Source organism: Methanosarcina sp. 2.H.A.1B.4 (genome assembly GCF_000979385.1).
In the GTDB taxonomy this organism is placed as follows: Archaea; Halobacteriota; Methanosarcinia; order Methanosarcinales; family Methanosarcinaceae; genus Methanosarcina.
The window spans coordinates 53,389-74,517 of the sequence record NZ_JJOV01000011.1; the positions used below are offsets into that span (position 1 = coordinate 53,389).

Annotated in this window: 13 protein-coding genes; 11 read left to right on the forward strand and 2 right to left on the reverse strand. The window is 41.0% G+C overall.

Annotated features, from left to right (window positions below; translation table 11 throughout):
* Positions 1-203: 203 nt before the first annotated feature.
* On the reverse strand, positions 204-1,034 hold the full coding sequence (locus tag EO92_RS02420; protein WP_048161419.1) for a proline/glycine betaine ABC transporter permease: 831 nt from the start codon (positions 1,032-1,034) through the stop codon (positions 204-206).
* On the reverse strand, positions 1,028-2,512 hold the full coding sequence (locus EO92_RS02425) for a glycine betaine/L-proline ABC transporter ATP-binding protein (RefSeq protein ID WP_048169011.1): 1,485 nt from the start codon (positions 2,510-2,512) through the stop codon (positions 1,028-1,030). The genes EO92_RS02420 and EO92_RS02425 overlap by 7 nt, the downstream gene beginning before the upstream one ends.
* A gap of 652 nt (positions 2,513-3,164) precedes the next feature.
* Between EO92_RS02425 and carA the strand changes: the two genes are divergently transcribed.
* The 11 genes from carA (at position 3,165) to EO92_RS02480 (ending at position 20,520) form a co-directional block, all read left to right on the forward strand.
* Complete coding sequence (gene carA, locus EO92_RS02430) at positions 3,165-4,271, forward strand: glutamine-hydrolyzing carbamoyl-phosphate synthase small subunit (RefSeq protein ID WP_048169013.1); 1,107 nt, start codon at positions 3,165-3,167, stop codon at positions 4,269-4,271.
* Entirely contained in the window at positions 4,271-7,483 is a 3,213-nt protein-coding gene (gene carB / locus EO92_RS02435; protein WP_048169015.1) for a carbamoyl-phosphate synthase large subunit, read from the forward strand. The genes carA and carB overlap by 1 nt, the downstream gene beginning before the upstream one ends.
* Positions 7,484-7,850: 367 nt before the next feature.
* Positions 7,851-9,035, forward strand: a complete 1,185-nt coding sequence (locus EO92_RS02440) for an argininosuccinate synthase (protein WP_048169017.1) — start codon at positions 7,851-7,853, stop codon at positions 9,033-9,035.
* Between the two features lie 872 nt (positions 9,036-9,907).
* Positions 9,908-10,723, forward strand: coding sequence for a hypothetical protein (locus EO92_RS02445; protein ID WP_052734242.1), 816 nt, complete (start codon positions 9,908-9,910; stop codon positions 10,721-10,723).
* On the forward strand, positions 10,720-11,967 hold the full coding sequence (locus EO92_RS02450; RefSeq protein WP_048169019.1) for a BREX system ATP-binding domain-containing protein: 1,248 nt from the start codon (positions 10,720-10,722) through the stop codon (positions 11,965-11,967). Before EO92_RS02445 ends, EO92_RS02450 begins: the two co-directional genes overlap by 4 nt.
* Positions 11,968-11,969: 2 nt before the next feature.
* Positions 11,970-13,163 carry a BREX system ATP-binding domain-containing protein gene (locus EO92_RS02455; protein ID WP_048169022.1) on the forward strand — a complete coding sequence of 398 codons (1,194 nt, stop codon included), beginning with the start codon at positions 11,970-11,972 and terminating at the stop codon, positions 13,161-13,163.
* Positions 13,153-15,267 (forward strand): DEAD/DEAH box helicase, encoded by a 2,115-nt coding sequence (locus EO92_RS02460; protein WP_048169024.1) that lies wholly within the window; start codon positions 13,153-13,155, stop codon positions 15,265-15,267. The genes EO92_RS02455 and EO92_RS02460 overlap by 11 nt, the downstream gene beginning before the upstream one ends.
* 67 nt (positions 15,268-15,334) lie before the next feature.
* Positions 15,335-17,743: a HEAT repeat domain-containing protein gene (locus EO92_RS02465; RefSeq protein WP_048169025.1), complete on the forward strand. Its 2,409-nt coding sequence runs from the start codon at positions 15,335-15,337 to the stop codon at positions 17,741-17,743.
* 494 nt (positions 17,744-18,237) lie between these two features.
* Positions 18,238-18,543, forward strand: a complete 306-nt coding sequence (locus tag EO92_RS02470) for a nucleotidyltransferase family protein (RefSeq protein WP_048141619.1) — start codon at positions 18,238-18,240, stop codon at positions 18,541-18,543.
* A gap of 54 nt (positions 18,544-18,597) precedes the next feature.
* Positions 18,598-18,891, forward strand: coding sequence for a DUF86 domain-containing protein (locus tag EO92_RS02475; RefSeq protein ID WP_048169028.1), 294 nt, complete (start codon positions 18,598-18,600; stop codon positions 18,889-18,891).
* Positions 18,892-19,233: 342 nt separating this feature from the next.
* A complete protein-coding gene (locus EO92_RS02480) occupies positions 19,234-20,520 on the forward strand; it encodes an ATP-binding protein (RefSeq protein WP_048169030.1) in 1,287 nt (428 codons plus the stop codon).
* Positions 20,521-21,129 lie beyond the last annotated feature (609 nt).

Sequence of the window (21,129 nt, forward strand, 5' to 3'; positions counted from 1 at the left end):
TACAACCTATTTTTGAATTTCATTCTATTTTTGGTTTTTATTCTTATTTTGGGATTATTTCAGGGGGATTGAAGTGAGTGATGCACCTCTTCCAGACACTGTTTTACACTGTATGGTGCTGTCTGGAAGGAGTGGCCCTGTTAAAGTGAAGAGTTCTGAATCCAGAGTGCCGGTTTCAAGAAGGCATCAGGAGTGGAACGTTTTTACCTGGGGCTGAGTTTCTGGGTAATACGGTCCAGGACAACCGCTATTATGACAATAGCAAGCCCTGCTTCGAAGCCCATGCTGATGTCCACCCGCTGGATCCCGAAAAGGACCTGGTACCCGAGCCCTCTGGCTCCGATCATGGCTGCAATGACGACCATGGAAAGGGAGAGCATAATGCACTGGTTGACCCCGGCCATTATGGTCGGGAGAGCCACAGGCAGTTCCACCTTTGCAAGCTTCTGCCAGCCCGTGGAGCCGAAGGCGTCTGCGACTTCGATAAGCTCTTTTGGCACCTGCTTGATCCCCAGGTTAGTGAGCCTGATTGCAGGAGGCATGGCAAAGACAACCGTTGCGATCATGCCCGGGACGTTTCCGAGCCCGAAAAAGATCAGGGCGGGGATCAGGTACACAAAAGACGGCATGGTCTGCATTAAGTCAAGCAAGGGCTTTACAACATGGTAAAGCGTCGTGTTTTTTGCAGAAAGGATCCCCACGGGAATCCCTATAAGCAGGGTCAGCAGGGCAGAAGAGAGCACGAGAGCGAGCGTCTCTATCGAGAGCACCCAGAGCCCCATATTATGGATAAGGAAAAAACCGAAAGCAGTCCCTGCTGCAAGCTTGATATTGCGCTTTCCCGCAAAGTAGGCAATCAGGGAAATCCCGAGGATGAAAAGTTCAGGAGGCAGGAAAAGAAGCGCGTCTTTCAAACCCGAGATAAGGAAATCAAGCTTATCGCTTGTGAGGTCAAGAAATGTGCCGAAATTGCCTTCGATCCAGTCAACAGCAAACTCGACCGTGTCTCCGATGGGGAGCCGGGGAATCAGCATGTTTTCACCTCGGGACCCGGCAGGGCATCAGACCTGGCAGGGGCTTTGGCAGGGGCTTCGTTCTTTGCTTCTGCCTCCACAGGCACAGGCCCACTGTCAATTCCGTTGTTAATTATACTGCCAGGGCTACCTGAGCCTGCGGGCGGAGGTCCGGCTTCGCCTTCATTTTTGCCGATGAGGACCATTTTTTCAGGAGGCTTCTCTTCAGGAATATTTTCTCCTGAGTCTCTTTCTTTGGAGTCTCTTTCTTCTGAAGCTTTTCCGTCAGGAACCTCGTCCTGCCCGGTCTCTCCGGAAATTGCAAGAGCGCCAAGCACACTGCCCCGGACTATAATTCCGAGCAGCTTTCCTGAATCATTGACTACTGCAAGAGGGTACTGGCTTTCTGCAATCAGAGGGATTACCTCGTTAAGAGCCATATCCGGAGCCACACGGGGGATGTCCGGAATCATCGCTGCTTCAAGGCTCTTTCCTGTTTTCAGGGCTTCAAGGGCATCGCCTATCATAAGTATGCCTTTCAGGCGCCTGTTCTTCCCCTCAACCACATAAATCGAGGAGATCCCATGGTCTTTCATCAACTGAATGGCAACCCTGGGCCCGGAATTGATGGGGACGAGCGGTTCAGGCCGTTTCATAACCGATTCAGCGACAAGGATTTTTGACCTGTCGACCCCTGCAACGAACTTCGAAACATAGGAATCTGCAGGTTCGGTCAGGATCTCTTCAGGGGTCCCTATCTGGACAACTTCCCCGTCTTTCATGAGTGCAATGCGGTCCCCGATTTTCAGGGCTTCGTCCAGGTCGTGGGAGACAAAGATAATTGTCTTTTGCACCCTGTCCTCAAGGGCAAGCAGCTCGTCCTGCATATCGCTCCTGATAAGGGGGTCAAGGGCACTGAAAGCCTCGTCCATAAGCAGGATGTCAGGGTCATTGGCAAGCGCTCTTGCAAGCCCTACCCTCTGCTTCATGCCTCCGCTGAGCTGTGTTATCCTGCTATTTTCATGGCCTTTGAGCCCTACGGTTTCTATGGCTTCAAGCGCCTTCGAATAGCGTTCTTCTTTAGGAATCCCCTGGATCTCAAGCCCATAAGCCACGTTATCCAGGACAGACCTGTGAGGCAGCAGGGCAAAATTTTGAAAAACCATTCCAAGCTTGCTCCTGCGGACACTTCTCAGTTCCTCAGAGCCCATATCAGTAATGTTCTGCCCATCGATCAGAATATCTCCGCCCGTTGGTTCGATAAGGCGGTTCAAGCAACGAAGGAGGGTGGATTTTCCGGAACCCGAAAGCCCCATTATTACGAAAATTTCTCCATCGTAGACCTCAAAGTTAACGTTGTTGAGCCCTATGGTCTGTTTTGTCTTTTCAAAAATTTCATTTTTGGATAAACCTTTATTTAGAAGAGAAATTACTTTCTGGGGATCCTTGCCAAAAATTTTAGTAATGTTTCGTACTTCGAGTTTTATATTTTTGTTCATAATAATACCCGGTTTGACCGAATGCTTTTAAAAAATTATTAACAGTAATTAAGAAATGTAGAAAATTGCCACAAAAACCCGGTTAATAAGAACTATATTTTACTCGAATTAATTCGCTGCCCATATAAGTAAATTGAGACAGTTGAAAATATAGATATACTATAGATTTAATAGAACTTTCTATTTTTTATAGATTAAATAGCTTATTATTCTTACCAATACTGTTGCCCCTATCATATATACTATTTTTGCGGAATATTTATATACCACAAATATTTTCACGGAATAAACTGACATAAATCACATATAAACTCAGGATCAAAAAGTATGAAATTTACCTTTACTTTAGCACATTATGGTTTCAAGTAACACCTCGTTTTATATAAAAATGAATTTTTCCCACGATAATACAGTATGAATTTTCAGAAACTATCTGGCATTTCATTAATGCATTTTGATTATATTATTGCTGAATACCGGGTTTCCTGGGAGAGATTTTAATTTGTAGTTTGAAAGACAGAGTCTCGAAAGAAGACATTTAATTGAAATATTTATATATTAAAAGATAGAACAAAATAGAAAAATAAGGTAATCAGAAAAATCATCGCAACACTTATACATGTCTTATGTCATTTACTCGCAGGTTCAGATGATGAAAGCAGTACTAGGATTAGAAGACGGAACAATTATTAAGGGCACCGGTTTTGGTGCCGAAGGCACAGCTTGCGGCGAACTTGTTTTTACCACTCAATTCACGGGATATGAGGAGGCTCTGACTGACCCTTCCTACAAGGGCCAGATTTTAATGTTCACCTACCCTCTTATAGGGAATTATGGTGTCAGCGGGGAGCGTTTCCAGTCCGACAACATCCACGCGGAGGGGCTTGTTGTCCGGGAAGCCTGCAAAAAACCCTATCACTACAAATCCGCCCGTTCTATCCACAAATTTTTAGAGGATGAAGGAAAACCAGGAATCGAAGGTGTGGACACCCGTATGCTCACCATAGGGGCAAGGGAGCGTGGGACCATGCGTGCAGCCCTGATCACTGGCAGTGACGATGGGGAAGAAGCCGTGGATGTGGCAAGGAATTTTCCACAGATGACGGATGAAGAACTTATCGCAAGTGTAACATGTAAGGAACCCCGCTTTATCCCCGGAGCGGAAGGCGCCTGGAAGGGCAGCGGTAAACCCAAACATGCAGTTGTAGTTGACCTTGGGATAAAAAGGAACATCATAAACAACCTGCATAAAAGGGGAATTGACCTTACACTGGTCCCTGCAACCACAAAGCCCACAGAAATTGCAGGCTACGAGCCTGATCTTCTCTTTATCTCAAATGGTCCGGGAGATCCGGAAAAAGCAACAGACGCGATCAACGCCGTAAAGGCTTTTGCAGGCACAATTCCGGTCTGCGGTATCTGTTTCGGACACCAGATTATTTCCCTTGCAATGGGAGCCAGGACTTACAAGCTTAAGTTCGGGCACAGGGGAGGAAACCAGCCAGTGAAGGACCTTATTGAAAACAAGATTTTCATAAGCTCCCAGAACCACGGGTATGCCGTGGATGCGGATTCCCTTGAAGGGACAGGGCTCTATGTGAAGTACCTGAACGCAAACGACAAAACCGTTGAAGGGGTCTCCCACAAAGACCTGGACATTTTCAGTGTGCAGTTCCACCCTGAAGCCCAGGCGGGACCCATGGATACCGAGGAGACATTCTTCGGCAAGGTTGTAAAGGTCCTCGGAGGGGATCTCTGATGCCAAAACGCGAGGACATAAAAAAAGTTTTGCTTATAGGCTCCGGGCCGATCACAATCGGACAGGCTGCAGAGTTCGACTTCTCAGGAAGCCAGGCCTGCAGGTCCTTAAAAGAAGAAGGCTTGCAGGTTGTGCTTGTAAACTCAAACCCTGCAACCATTATGACCGACCCTGAAATGGCTGATTCGGTCTATATCGAGCCCCTTGATGCCAGGATTGTGGAAAGAATAATAGAAAAAGAACGCCCGGACGGGATCATTGCAGGCATTGGTGGGCAGACAGGCCTTAATATTACCAGTGAACTTGCAGAAATGGGCGTCTTTGAAAAATACGGTGTCCGGATCCTGGGAACTCCTGTTGACGCTATCAAAAACACGGAAGACAGGGAACTCTTCAAGGAAACCATGCTGAGTATCGGGGAAAAGGTTCCCTTAAGCCGCGCAGTCCATTCCTTAAAAGAAGCCGAAGAGGTTGTCGGGGAACTCGGCCTGCCCCTTATCGTCCGCCCGGCTTACACCCTTGGCGGCGCTGGCGGCGGAATTGCTCGCACAAAAGAAGAGCTCCTTGAGATTACGGAACGCGGGCTCAGGCGCAGCCGCATTAATCAGGTACTTATTGAAGAAAGCGTGCTCGGCTGGGCAGAGGTCGAGTATGAAGTCATGAGGGATGCAAATGACTCCTGTATCGTGATCTGTAACATGGAAAACATTGATCCCATGGGCGTGCACACAGGAGAATCGGCAGTTGTTGCCCCCTCACAGACAATGACCGACGCAGAGCACCAGATGCTCAGAAGTGCCTCTATTAAGATCATACGTGCCCTCAAGATCGAAGGAGGGTGCAATATCCAGTACGCCTTAAAAGAAGGCGACTACCGCATTGTCGAGGTAAACCCGAGGGTTTCCAGGTCATCAGCCCTTGCATCCAAAGCAACAGGCTACCCGATTGCCCGTGTTACTGCAAAGATTGCAATCGGAATGACACTTGATGAGATCATAAACAACGTTACCATGAGCACCCCTGCCTCTTTTGAGCCGGCTCTGGACTACGTGATCACAAAGATTCCCAGGTGGCCTTTTGACAAGTTTACCACCGCAGACAAGACCCTGACCACAGCCATGAAAAGTACGGGAGAAATCATGGCAATCGGCAGGACAATTGAAGAGTCCCTCCTGAAGGCTTTCAAGTCTCTTGACATTGACTCCCAGCTGGGAATAAAACGCTGGGAAGAGCCTGAAATCAAAACTCTCCTCAAGACCCCCACAAGCGAACGCCTTTTTGTGATCTTCCACGCGCTTGAGAGAGGAATGCCGGTAAAGGAAATTGCCGAACTTTCGGGCATCAACCCCTTCTTCCTCTCAAAGATGAAGAATATCGTGGATATGGAAAAGCGCGTCCGCGTAGAAGAACTCACTCCTGAATTCCTGCGCGAAGTAAAGAGGATGGGTTTCCCTGACAGCCGCCTTGCAGAGCTGACGGGAAAAACCAGGCAGGAAATAAGTGATCTCAGGCATGCATCCGGAATTCTTGCTACCTTCAAGATGGTGGACACCTGTGCAGCCGAGTTCCAGGCAGCAACTCCCTACTACTATTCTACTTACGAAGACACCTGCGAGACAACCCCAACCGACCGGAAGAAAATCCTCATCCTCGGAGCAGGGCCGATCAGGATCGGGCAGGGAATAGAGTTCGACTACTGTACCGTCCATGCAGTAACCGCACTCAGGGAAGAGGGCATAGAGACCCATATCATTAACAACAACCCTGAAACCGTGTCAACCGACTTTGACACCTCGGACAAGCTCTTTTTTGAACCCCTCACCATGGAATACGTTATGAACGTAATCGAACGTGAGAGGCCCGACGGTGTCCTTGTACAGTTCGGAGGGCAGACCTCGGTCAACCTTGCACTCCCCCTGAAAAAGGAGTTGAAGCGCAGGACAGACCTTGATACCGTGATCATGGGCACTGACCCGGAGGATATGGACCTTGCCGAAGATAGGGAAAAGTTCTACCTCCTTATGCAGAAGCTTGGCGTCCCCCAGCCGGAAGGCGGATATGCGACCTCACAGCCGGAAGCAATCGAGGTTGCACAAAGGATCGGTTTCCCGGTACTGGTGCGCCCCTCTTACGTGCTCGGCGGCAGGGCAATGGAAATCGTTTATGATGAAATCGACCTTGAACGCTATATGAAAGAGGCAGTCAGGGTCTCTCCGGAACACCCCATCCTTATCGATGACTTCCTGGAAGACGCCTGCGAAATCGATGTGGATGCGGTCTGCGACCGGAAAGATGTACTTATCGGGGCAATCATGGAGCACATTGAGGAAGCAGGCATACATTCAGGAGACTCGGCCTGTGTTATCCCGCCCCAGTCTCTCTCCCCCGAAGTGCTTAACCAGGTAAGGGACTACACCCGGAAGATTGCTCTGGGCCTCAGGGTCAAGGGCCTGATTAATATCCAGATGGCAGAGAAAGGCGGAAAGGTCTTTGTGCTTGAAGCAAACCCGCGTTCAAGCAGGACAATTCCTTTCGTCTCAAAAGCTGTCGGCCTCCCTCTTGCAAAGATTGCAGCCAAAGTCATTGCCGGGCACAGCTTAAAGAGCCTGGGCTACACGGACGAGCCAAAGCCCAAACATGTCTCGATCAAAGAAGTCCTCCTGCCCTTTGACAAACTGCCGGGAGCAGACCCCGTACTCGGACCCGAGATGAAGAGTACCGGAGAGGTCATGGGCATTGACTACGATTTCGGAAGGGCATACTATAAGGCAGAGCTTGCAGCTGACAACCTCCTGCCCCTTACAGGAAAGGTCTTCCTCTCTATCAGGGAAGCAGACAAACCCCAACTTGTGGAAGTTGCAAAGAAACTGCAGGCAGCAGGCCTTGAACTCATGGGCACACGCGGTACTGTAAACTACCTTGCACAGCACGGGGTCTTCATGGACACTGTAAAGAAGATCCACGACGGAAGCCCGAACGTCATAGACATGATGCGCAGGGACGAAGTCGACCTGATAATCAACACCCCCACAAGCAAGCAGTCACGTAAGGACGGCTCCAGGATCAGGCGGGCAGCTGTTGACTTCAAGGTCCCCTACATCACCACCATCCAGGCAGCAGTTGCTGCAGCCGATGCCATTGAGACCATGAAGAACGGACAGGAACTAACAATCAAGTCCATCAATGAGTATCATAAAGAGATGGGGCTGTAAAATAAAGAAAAAGACCTGAAAAAACCTGCCAGTAGAGTAACTGCTGAAGAAAAACCATTGCGCTAACGGAAGAAATTAAATGAGAATCGGAGCTGGCTGGATGGCTTTCCATCCTCCGGCAAAAGATAATCAATATTTAAACTTACCAGCCCGTTAGCTGTCAAATTTATCCGGACTCAGCATATTGCTCCCAAAATTATTAAAATTATAATACTTATAAAACTTATTAATTCATTGACTGTTAAACCATTGACTGTTAATCCATTGACTGTTAATCCATTGACTGTTAAACCATTGACTGTTAATCCATTAACACGTTAATTATTCGTTCTTATCACAAATCCGCCAAACAAGGGGTAGTAAAAGCATGGTAAAGAAAGTTGCACTTGCATATTCCGGTGGGCTTGACACCTCGGTGTGCATCCCCATCCTCAAGGAAAAGTACGGGTACGATGAAGTAATCACAATTTCGGTCGATGTAGGCCAGCCCGAGGAAGAGATCAGGAAAGCTGATGTAAAAGCCGAGAAGATCAGCAACAAGCACTATACTATCGATGCAAAGGAAGAGTTCGTAAGAGATTACATCTTCCCCCTGATCAAAGCCAACGGAAACTACGAAGGCTATGTTATGGGCACATCGGTAGCCCGCCCGCTGATCGCCAAAAAAGTGGTCGAAGCTGCCATAAAAGAAGGCGCAGTTGCCCTTGCTCACGGCTGTACCGGAAAAGGCAACGACCAGCTCCGTTTCGAAGCTGTCTTCCGCCAGACCGACATGGACGTTATCGCCCCTATGCGTGAGATGAACCTGACCCGCGAATGGGAAATCAATTACGCAAAAGAGCACGGAATCCCTGTCGAAGCCACCAAATCCAAACCCTGGAGCGTTGACGAAAACATCTGGAGCCGCAGCATCGAAGGCGGCAGGCTTGAAGACCCCTCTTTCGTCCCGCCGGAAGAGATCTTCGAGTGGACCAAATCCGCGGAAGATGCCCCGAACGAGCCAAGGATTGTTGACATCGCCTTTGAAGCCGGAGTCCCTGTCGCCATTGACGGCGAAAAGTTCGGCGGCTACGCCCTTATCAAGAAGATGAATGGAATTGCAGGCGAGAACGGCGTAGGCAGGACCGATATGATCGAAGACCGTGTCCTTGGCTTAAAAGCCCGCGAGAATTACGAGCACCCGGCTGCAACCGTCCTCCTCGCAGCCCACGCCGACCTTGAAAAACTCGTCCTGACCCGCGGAGAACTGAAGTTCAAGAAGACCGTTGAAGAGCAGTGGTCCGAAATGGCATACGGCGGCCTTGTGGACGACCCCCTTTTTGCCGACCTCAACGCCTTTATCGACAAGTCCCAGGAAAGGGTCACAGGTACAGTGAAAGTGAAGCTCTACAAAGGCGCACTCACGATCCTTGCCCGCTCCTCTCCAAACGCCCTCTACTCCGAAGACCTCGTCTCCTTCGACAGCCAGACCATCAACCAGCAGGATGCAGAAGGGTTTGCGAAGTATCACGGGTTCCAGGCGAGGATGTACCAGAAGGTTATGAAGAAATAAAATTTGTGAGTTTTTGTCTGTTCCCTTAGAGGAACAGAACTCTCTTTTTTTAAATTGTATTTGTCTTTTCTGACTGTTTTTCGATTTTGTTTTTTGTTTGTTCGGTGAGCAGGGCGTTTGGATTTTCTTGGTAAGCAGGGGAATTTTTTTGAAATAGTGTTTTAGTTCCCGGGCTCTCAACGGCCGACAAGCAGGCCGATCTTTTTAAAGAAAACATGAAATCTGAACTTGTATAAATTAGACGACTAAAAATTAACTAAAATACATCAACGTAGCCCACGGGCTTTTTTTTCATAAATTCTTGAAATACCCGGCGTCAAGATAGACGACAAAGTTATAATCAACATGATGAGAAGCAAACGTCATATGCACTTGTCTGGAGTTGGTAGAGGTACTGGAAGATTCTGAAGAACGTAGATCGGGGAGTTATGGATAAAGTGAACAAAGGTGCTACTGCAACTTAACATTATTCTATAAACAGTTTGAAGTTTCTCAGCGTATTTTTCATCTGGTTGAGAGTTTGGAAGTAAACCGGTCTATAGAGTATCAGATGAAAGATTTGAAGGACTAAAGGAAAAAATAATTATTCCAAGAAGCTATATTTTCTATAAACTCACAAGTTTTAACGAATTTTTGGAGTAAAATTCGATAAACGTTTTCTGTTACCTAACATTCAATAACCATTACATCATAATTTTAAAGCATATGTAGTTATTATCAAAAAATATGAAATACATATTCAGACATTATATATATTTAGACCCTAATATGGCTTCTAAAGTTCAACGAATCATAAGATCAAAGATCTTTTAAAAAGAAATTCTAGTTTTAAATATTAATAATGAAGAGAGTAGAATTTAGGAGACGTGGAAATGAGTGACAAAATCATGGATCATTACGAAGTTTTAACAGAGCTTAAAAATTCTACAAAAAAAGATCTTGAAGAAGCAAATAAATTGTATAAGATTGCTGAGAGCCTATTAATTTACAACCAAAAAATGTGGCCTATTCATTTAAAGTCTTTAATGGAAAAAGAACAAAACTCCGTTACAATTTTTAAGAATAAGTATCCATCCTCAGTCTATGCACTTGAAGAACTATATGAAGGTTCTAAAGAAGAATCAGTAAAATTGTTGAAACGCTTTCCAGCTTATTTTGAAAAAGCATGCAAAGAAGCATCTTTAGATATTGATCCTACTTCACGTCATCCTCGGTACAGAGTGTGCAATTCTTTCATCGAGGTTGAGATTTCAGAAAAGATGGAGAGAGCACGAATTTTTGATAGAGAAGGGATACTTGAAGAAATTACCTGTGATATTGGTGCAATAATAGAATCTCTACAATTTCATAAAGAGAGGCTTTTTGGTCGTGAATTTAATGGGATGAAGTTTCTTTTGAATGTATATCGGCAGTATGAATACCTAATTAAAAAAGAAAAAATGAGTAAAGGAGATTCTATCCCTATCAGAAAAATCACAACAAGAATGGGTAAAAATATAAAAGAGTTTAGAACTGATGAATTTCTTCTAGACATTTCAAGACTAGTAAGAGAGAATATATTGGTAATTGATGGGTGGAAACTGGATTTCCAACAAACTAAAGATAGTAAGAAAGGAATCCTCTTACATGGGTTTGAAGACCGTGGATATGTGGGATTTATTACCTTCAAAAAGGAAGTGTCTGAATGAAAAATCAGGTTATAATTGAGGCATTAAGAAGGGGATTACCTCCTGAGCGTGGAGTTGGTCTTTACTCTGTAGGTCACGAAAAACTAATTAACGGGATTAAAAGATTCCATTTATCTCAGATACCTGAAGTGGGTAAAATACGATTCGTTAGTGGTTCTTGGGGTTCCGGAAAAACTCATTTTTTTAGACTTTTACGTGAAGTGGCATTCAGCGAGAATTGTCTCGTTTCAAATGTAGAATTAAATGTGAATGAAGCTCCATTAAATAAATTTGAACGTGTTTTTTATTCTATAGTTAGAAACATCACAACACCATCAAGTTACGAAATCGGTATTGTAGAAGCAAGCCCATTTAGCAACGTTGTTTTTGAAGCACTCTCCAAATTTGGGGATAGAGGCGAAAACGACGAAGAAATAAGCTACGAAACGTATGCAAAAGCATGTGAAATATTGATGGCAAATAAGGGAATTGATATCGATTTCAAAAAAATAATTCAAGAATATTGGAAAACTTATCTATTAGAAGGTGCAGAAAAATCGATTGTTGACCAAAAAAGAGAAGAAATTTTACAATGGTTTGCTGGAGAAGGGACAAAAGGAGTTTACAGAAAGAATTTTGGCGTAAATAAAATGGTTTCTAGGGATAATGCCAAAATTATGCTTCAGTCTCTCTCAGAATTTGTAAAACTTGCTGGTTATAGAGGTCTAGTGATACTTTTTGATGAAGCTGAGCAATCATATTCAACTATGAGAAAGTCGGCTTTAAGAGATGCTCATAACAATTTACTATCTTTGATTAATGGAATTGAAGCATTAAGTGGCATTTTTCTTGTATATGCTACCACCCCTGATTTTTATATTGATTCGAAACATGGAATTGTCGTTTATGGTGCCTTATCTGGTAGAATCGGAAAACCTGAAGATCATCCACCTAAAGCACTTGATACAGTTTGGAATCTTGATGCCGTAGTTCCGACATTAGATAATTATCACGAAGTAGCCAAGAAAATTCGTTCCCTTTACCTTGAGACAGACCCCCAAACTGAAGAATTGGTTATGAATGAGGGAGAGTTAGTATCTTTTGTTGATGATCTCTATGACTTACATCCTTCTCTCAGTTCAGTCCGCTTTTGGCGCGTGTTGGTTGCAGGCTTGATAAAAAAGTTTGATGAGCAGATGGAAGAAGAGGAAGTTCAAACAGAACAAATCTATGATGACATCATGGATCTTTTGAGAGAGGAATAACTGTGGAGGCACTTGAAGCTGAACGTATCATTGAGTCACTGCGTCGCGGAATTCCTCCTGAAGGCCATGTGGCAGAATTTACGGTGGGAAGAGAAGAAGAAATCAATGAATTGAAAAGTATTCTATTAAGTGGAAGTACCAATGCTTTACTCATAAAATCAAACTACGGTTCGGGTAAAACCCATCTCTTGAAACTTACAAGAGAAATGGCACTTTCGAGTGGATATGCTGTTAGCTTAATAACCCTTGATTCTAAGTCAGGAGTTCGTTTCAACCGAATAGATCAAATCTTTGGACAAGTTTGTCGCCAACTGGAAGTCCCGGGTAGATCGGGAAAAAGTGTGCGCAATTTATTTGATTTAGTTTATTCTACTTGTTTTAACAAAAATGTTCCTGAAAAAATTAAACATGAAATCTTAGAACTTAGTAATAACGGGAAGTGGGATTATTCTAGATATTTGTTATCGAATGCTCTTTACGTAGCTTTAAGAGCTTGGTGTTTTGCTTCTCCTGAACTCCAAGACAGAATCGAAGACTGGCTATTCCAACCTTGGGAATACAAAACACGACGTAAAGAATTATATGATTCTCTTGTATTAGGCTTAAGACGTAAATTTTATGATCCAAGATCGGATGTTCAGTTCTATAAAGACAATATTTTTAATTTTGAACTTTTAGATTATCAGCAAAGTTGGGACGCGTTGAATGATCTCGATAAGCTTGCAAAAATGGCAGGTTTGAAAGGACTTATATTACTCATAGATGAATTTGAAGATGTAATTCACAATTTAGGCAATAAAAATTATCAACAAAAAGCTTTCTGGAATCTATTTCAGTTTTTTGGAGGCAAGTACAATAATCTCACTTTTTTTGCAGTAACTCCTGATTTCGCAGAAAAATGTAAAAATTTACTCCTCACGAAAGGTGTTTATGACTACGATTACTCCCTTTTTGATGAACTAACAGCTTTTAGGATGTCACCTCTTTCCGGTTCCCAGCTTTTTGAGCTTTCAAAGAATATAGTTTCTGCACACATTATAGCTTATAGATGGTCAGGAAAAGAATCTGTTTATAGCAATTTGCATGCGATCACCGTACAAAGCATGCAAATACCAGTTCAAGATCGAGTTCGTCAAACTATCAAAGAGGTAGTCTGTTTCCTGGACGACATGGTGGAGGATCTTGATGGGGAATGAAAAATTACTATATCCTTCTGTGGCAACCACATTTTATGGAAATTTTTCACAGATCTATAAAACACAAGATGAGGTGATTCCCTATGTATTAAATGGAAAAAATATTGTATTGTCGGCCGGCACAGGATCAGGAAAAACTGAAGCAGTTATGGCACCTTTAATATCACGTTATCTTAAAAAAGCTATTGAAACCGATTCTCTGACGATTCTATATATTGCACCCACTAAAGCTTTAGTTAATGATTTAGAGAGACGTTTATACCCATATCTGAGAAAATTAGATTTTAGAGTAGGTATCAGACATGGGGATCAGGATGACATGAAACTTAGAATGATTCCTCATGTCTTGATAACAACACCTGAGTCTCTTGATGTTATGTTGTTTAGAGGTGATAAAGCCCTTGATGGGATTCATGCAGTTGTCTTAGATGAAATACATCTCCTGTATAATACACAAAGAGGATTGCACCTTTCAATACTCTTGAACCGTTTAAAACAGAAACTGGATCACCCTCTCCAGTGGGTTGCAATTTCTGCGACGATATGCAATCTTCAATATGTGCGTGATTTTCTCTTTGGAACAAATGAGGAAGCTGTCTTTCTCGAAGACCTGACAAAAAGAGAAATAGATTCCCAGATAAGAATTTTGAAGTCAATGGACCAGCTAAAAGAACTTTTTATCAAAATATTTGGTTCTGGTTGTGGGAGAGGAAAGTACTTAATTTTTGCAAATTCTCGCCGGGAATGTGAACAAATTGCAACATTTTTGAGTGAGGTAGAATGTCTAAGTGATTTGGTATGTACACATTACTCATCCCTTTCCGTTGAGATGAGAGAAGAAGTTGAATACTTTTTTAACAATTCAGTAAAAGCAATTTGCATTTCCACCAGTACTCTAGAATTGGGTATAGATATAGGGAATATTGATGCAGTATTTCTCTACGGTCCTCCTCCAGGAGTAGATTCCTTTTTACAACGCATAGGAAGAAGTAACAGGAGATCAAAGAAAACAAATGTAATCTGCCTTGTAAGAATTGGGTGTACCAACCCCTACTTGGAGGCGCTCAACTTTCACGCTTTGATAGAGCTTGCAAAGGAAGGGAATTTGCCAGAAAAAAAACCGTACTCGCTTTTTGGATCAAGCGTACAACAGTTGCTTTCCTATATTGGCTCTGTTAATGGAGAATATACCAGAACTTCGGAACTTGCAAAGCTTTGTTCACATTTGCCACATCTTGAAAGACCAACTATAGAATTGATACTGGGAGAGCTGGAAGCAGATGGTTATTTAAAAGCTCATGGGTTCAAAAACAGATATGGTGCCGGACAAAAACTATACAAACTGATTGACCATCGTATGATTTATGGGAACTTTCCATTAAGTACACAGGAAATTAGGATCATTCACGGAAAAAAAAACCTTGGTTATGTCTCAAGTATTAACTTATTGAGATTGAATAGAGGAAGTATTATTCGTTTCGCTGGGAAAAAATGGAAGGTAAAGAATATAAAAAAAGAAGAAGTTGAAGTAACTCCAATCAATATTGGAGAGCCCCTTACTAATTTACTTTATCCGGGAAATAGTATGGGACTCGATATTTTTGTTATTTCGTCAATACTTGATTTAATTCAAAAAAGCTCACTTGATACCAAGATATATTCAAAGGATATACAGAGAGACATCCAAGAATTTGCAAACTTGTATAGACAAATTTTTCAACAAAATACTATTCCATTTTACAGAAAAAGTGATGGATATGTATACTTTACATTATCAGGATATATTATAAACAAAGCAATTGCCTTAATTACGAAACAAGCAAATTTTAAAGCAACCGATATAACTTTAACTTGCTCTAAAAAAATCGAATGGGATTTGCTCCCAACAGATCCAACAGAATACAAGAGAGTTTTTCAAAGTCTCTTTGAAGTTAACTCCAACCAGACGTTTTATCAAACACTTCTCCCTAAGGAAATCCAAAAACTTGAATTCATTCAATGCTGGCTATGTGATTCTATAATTACATCACAATTACTAAAACTCCAAAAAAGTTCGGCAGTCGAAAATAGTGTTGAAGAAATGTGTGTATGGGAACTTAGCTGATTATAATATTAATTATTTACTTGGAAGACCTAGTTGATATATAAATAACAGATGAAGAAGTATTCTTATGCAGGAAATTAACAAAGAAAACTACGAACAATTTAAGCTTGCAATTGATAGGTTTCTGGAAATAAATCCAAATGACGCCGATATATGGATTATCAGAGGGAATATATTAAAAAAATTAGAGAATTATATCCAAGCATTGGAGTCATACAATAAAGCAATAAAAATTGAATCTAAAAATATCGAACCATATTTTCAAAAGTTTATGGTTTATGATAAATTTGAAAATTTTGAAGAAGCCCTAAAAGCACTTAAAAAAGTAATAGAACTAAAATCATCTTATTTGACAGGACTTGAAAAGGAAGGATTGTTTAGCAAGACTTTTTCAACGAATCAACAAACAACGGGACAACATAGCTTGTATGAAGAATCTAACCAAAAAACTGCTGACTACTGGTGTAAAAAAAGTGTAGATTTCTTTTTAAATGGCAAAACTGAAGAGGCGCTAAATGCCATTAATGAATCATTATGTATTGATTCGGAATGTGCAGAAGCTTTGTACAAAAAAAGTGAGATCCTTCATTATATCGGGCAACCTGACGAAGCTCTCGGTTCAGTTGAAAAATCATTAAAATTAAGTCCTAAATGTTCAAAATCGTGGTGTAAAAAATCTGCCGTCCTTAATGATTTGGGTCACACAGATGAAGCTCTGGGAGCCGTTGAATTAGCAATTGATATAGACTCGTCTTTCGCTGAGGCTTGGTGTCAGAAAGGAATTATCTTGTATTACAAAGAAGAGTATCAAGATGCTCTTAAAGCTATTGAGGAAGCATTAAGGATAAATCCAGATTACGCTCTTGCAACGTCATTCAAGAAAAAAATCTTTGTATATATAACTCAACATCAAAAAGAAACAAAACTCCATGCAGAACCGATTAAAACAGATATATTAAGGAAAAATAGTGATGTTGATAAAGAAAAGTCGAAAAACATTGAGAGTTTAACTTTCATTGATAAAAATGAAAGCTCTCCTGAGAAAAGCCAATCGATAAAAAATACCTCAAGGTTGCTTTTTCAAGAAGCAAATGACAAAAATTATTATTGTATAATATGCGGGAAAATATTGGATCAGTATGGAAATATTTGCTCCGAAAACTGTATGAAAATATATAAAACTTTTATATCTGAGTCTAGATTGAGAAGCTCGTATTCCATCTCTATAAAAGGATTCTGCAATTCATGTGGAAAATCTCTGGAATTGAAAAGAAATTTACATCGTAGAATAGAAAACAAACATCCTGAATGTTATTCAAAAAATAGTATTTATTCAGAAATTCAAAGAGAGAAACATAAATATAATGAAAAACAAAGCCCTTTTTGCATAATATGTGGCAAACAATTAAATCAAAGAAAAGGATTTGCGTGTTCAAACGAATGTCTTTATAAATATAAGGAGTTCAAAAATTCAACTAAAAGTTCATTTAAAGGTTTTTGTAATTTCTGCGGCAAACCACATGAATTAATAAAAGAAAATGAAACTGAAATAGTGATGCATCGACATAAAGGATGCTATTCAAGAACTAGTTTATCGGAAGAAAGTTCCCAAGATACAATCGATAAAATCAACGATCATGAAGAAGTTAAACTGCTGGAATATGAAGATAGAGGAGGAAAAAATAAAAATTATGAAAATAAGAAAAGAAGCTACTGTATAATATGTGGGAAAGTAATGGGAAACGAGGGAAAATGGTGTTCTAAAAGATGTGTTGAAATATACTACAAATTCCACAAATCACCTTCTACTTCTATCAATGGTTTTTGTAATTTTTGTGGGAAACCTATTCCCTTAGTCAAAAATAATCATAAATTACTAATTATGCATGAAAGTTGTTATCAACAAAAACATAATAGCTTTAAGGACTCAAGCAAATTTAAGGAAAATGATAAGCTAAAGGAAGACAAAGAAAAAGTCATAAATCATCTTCATACAAATGAATCTATCGAGTCACTTGTAGGTTCTTTAAATGATGAACGTATGCAAGTAAGAATTAATTCAACAGAAAAACTTGGAACAATTAAAGATCCAAGTACAGTAAAGTATCTCATTGAAGTACTTAATGATGATTATCCTGCTGTACGAGAAAGCGCAATAAAGGCTCTTGAAAATTTAGGGTCGTGTTCAGTAGAACTTCTGATAGAAGCTATGAAAAGTGATGATCGATACATAAAACAAAATGCAACTAAAGCACTTGGCAATATTGGTGATTCAAGAGGTTTAGTACCTCTTACTTTAGCTATAAAGGATAAAAATAGATATGTAAGGAAATATTCCGCAGAATCACTTGGTAAAATCGGAGACAAGAATACCATTGAGCAACTTAAATATTTGCTTGATGACAAATACTCTGATGTTCGGGAGAGTGCATCGATATCAATTTCAGAAATAAATGAGAGAATCAAACATTCGTAAATATTATCTCTGCAAAAATCACAGGTTTTTCAATTTCACTTTTCTTAACTTTACCTTAACAAACGTGTTCGGGGTAGATTTAAGCAGACCGCCGGCAGGAAAAATATATTTAAAATGACTTGGTTATGAGGGAAGATATCCATTTCGTATCCAGCGGTCCAGTTTTCGGATGATTTATTAAACCATATTCACCTGAAAAATGTCGTTTGAATCAGAAAACTCCCACCAAAGGAAAAAGAATCGCTTAATCTAAAGAAGCCCGGCAAAGTGCCCCTTTTAAAGCTGCAGAAATCGCGGGTTTTTAATTTCACTTTTCTAACTTTATCTTAACAAACGTATTCGGGGTAGATTTAAGCAGGCCGCCGGCAGGAAAAATATATTTAAACTGATTTTGATTCAAGACACAGATTCCACTTTTCTTCTTTAGTAATTATAAATACTACAACAGCAAATTACTATAATATACCAGAAAAGAAAACAACGAGCCTGAATAAATGCCTGAAAACCAAAAAAAAGTTGAAGTCTACATTCAAAAACTCCACGAAATGCTCCCGGAGCTTAGAGAGAGATACCACGTCAGTTACCTGGGGGTTTTTGGGTCCTATATTCGGGAAGAACAGAAACCAGAAAGCGATCTGGACGTGCTTGTGGAATTCAGTAAGACTCCTACTATTTTTAAATTTGTCAACCTTGAAAACTACCTTTCGGAATCTCTCGGCGTTAAGGTAGATCTGGTTATGAAAGATGCCTTAAAACCAAATATAGGCAAACACATCCTGAGAGAAGTTGAAGCCGTCTGAAGAGGGATTGAGATCCGCGAAGTAAAAGATTATGTCCAGGATATTTATGATGCAATGGAAGCAGCAGAAGAGTTTGTCAACAACTTGACATTCGATGATTTTGCTGCCGACCGTAAAACCCAATTTGCAGTAATCAGAGCTCTGGAAATTATTGGCGAAGCAACAAAGAATATCCCATATGAAGTGCGAGAAAAATATCCTTCTGTTCCATGGAAAGATCTTGCAGGCATACGGGATAAATTGATCCACGCTTACTTCGGAGTGAATCTTGAAGTAGTCTGGTTATCCGTTAAAGAAGGTATTCCAGAAGCAAAACCAGATATCAAACACATACTGGATGAAATCTGAATCAGAAAAATCCCTCACGAGAAAAAAGAATCGATTAATCTAAAGAAGCCCTGCAAAGTGCCTCTTATAAAGCTACAAAAATCACGGGTTTTAATTTCACTTTTCTTAACATTATCTTAACAAACGTTTTCGGGGTAGATTTAAGCAGACCGCCGGCTGGAAAAATATATTTCAAATGAATTGAAGGACAAAATAAGAAATCTCCTTTCTTTGTTAACATCCCTACATCATAAGCCTCAAAACCACTTTCATTTAAATAATCGTCATTATAATGATGATTTTAGCTCCAAATATCGTCATTGTAATGAAAGATATAAATACTCTACACACAATTATTCCCTTATGAAGCAGCTCATGAAAATGTGGAACCCCTGGTGGACAGAAAGAAAAGTCCCTGCTTCTAAAAAGAGGATCTCACGCCCCGAGACCCTTGAAACAATCCTGAAGCTTCTGGATATCAGGGAGGTTATCTGCATTACCGGGGTCAGGAGAGGTGGTAAGTCTACTGTAATGTACCAGGCAATAGACCATCTTATAAGAAAGGGAGTGGAACCTGAAAATATCCTTTACTTCAACCTCGATGAACCTTTTGAAGACAAAAGCATAGGGCTGCTCGACAGAATATTTGGGGAATACATAGAACTTCATGTGCCGAAAGGGAGAAAATATATCTTCCTTGATGAAATCCAGAATATAAAGGATTGGGAACAGTGGGTCAAAAAGTTCTATGACCTTTATGGGGAAGAAATCAAGTTTGTGTTAACGGGTTCGAACAGCAGTATGCTTTCTGACCAGCTCTCTACCCTTTTGACCGGCAGGATGATCACGCAACATGTGTTTCCCCTTTCGTTTAAAGAGTATCTTGATTTTGAGGGTTTTAAATTAAAAGATCCTGACATTCAGAGAAACGAAATTCTGCACTATTTTAACAAATATCTCTTCAAAGGAGGTTTTCCCGAAGTTGTCCTTGAAGAGGACATGGATATAAACCACCTCCGTCTAACCGAGTACTTCAACAGCATTCTCCTTCGGGACATAGTGGTGGGTCGGAATATCCGGGAAAGTGCAAAACTTATCGAACTTGCGAATTATTCCTTATCAAACATCTCTACCCTCCTGAGCTATTCAAAAATTTCAAACGCAACAGGGCTATCGGTTAACAGCCTTAAAGAATACCTGCTTTACCTGGAACAGGCCTACCTGATATACCAGTTAAACTTCTTTTCATATTCAGTTAAAGATTCAATCTCAATCAAAATGCCCAGGAAGGTTTACTGCATCGACAATGGACTCCGAAATTCAACAGCATTCACCTTTTCTGCCGATGAAGGAAGGCTTGCAGAGAACCTGACATTTGTAGAGTTGAAACGGAGAAAAGTAGAATTCTTTTACTGGAAAGAAAAAAAAGAAGTGGATTTTGTGATAAAAGGTATAGATGGAGCGCTCACAGGTATAAACTGCACCTATACAGATCACATAAGACAAGGAGAAATCAATGCTCTTCTGGAATTCAAGGAACATTTTGGGGAAAAGGTTTCCAGGTTAATCTTGCTCACGAAGAACCTCGAAAAAGAGGAAAATGATATTATCTATGTTCCTCTCTGGAAATGGGTTCTTGGAACCAGATGATTGAAATAGTTTAAAATTCCTGCTAAGGCTATTGGTTCAGGAAGATGATTTTGAGTTACCTGGAAAGGATATAGAAGAATTTTTACCTCGTATAAAGTGATCCATTTTCTGACGAATTCCTTAATCCATAACTCCCCTGAAAAATGTCGCCTGAATCAGAAAATCCCCACAAAGGAAAAGAATCGCTTAATCTAAAGAAGCCCGGCAAAGTGCCCCTTATAAATATGCAAAAATCACGGGTTTTTCAATTTCTCTTTTCTTAACATTATCTTAACAAACGTGTTCGGGGTAGATTTAAGCAGACCGCCGGCAGGAAAAATATATTTCAAATGAATTGCTTATGGGGGAAGAATTTTATTTTGTATTCGGCGGTCCAGTTTTGGATAGCTCCAATGAAAACAAAGTTCGGCTAATGGGTTTCACTCTAATCAAAAAACCCTCCCTTGAGGAAAAGAATTGCTTAATCTAAAGAAGCCCTGAAAAGTGCTCCTTCTAAATCTGCAAATATTCAGGCTTTGTAGAAATCCTCTAAGTTATGTTTTTACCCAAACATTTATAAAAATAAGATTTTAAAATTGCTCCTTATTTTTTGTCCCCACAAAAAACGAG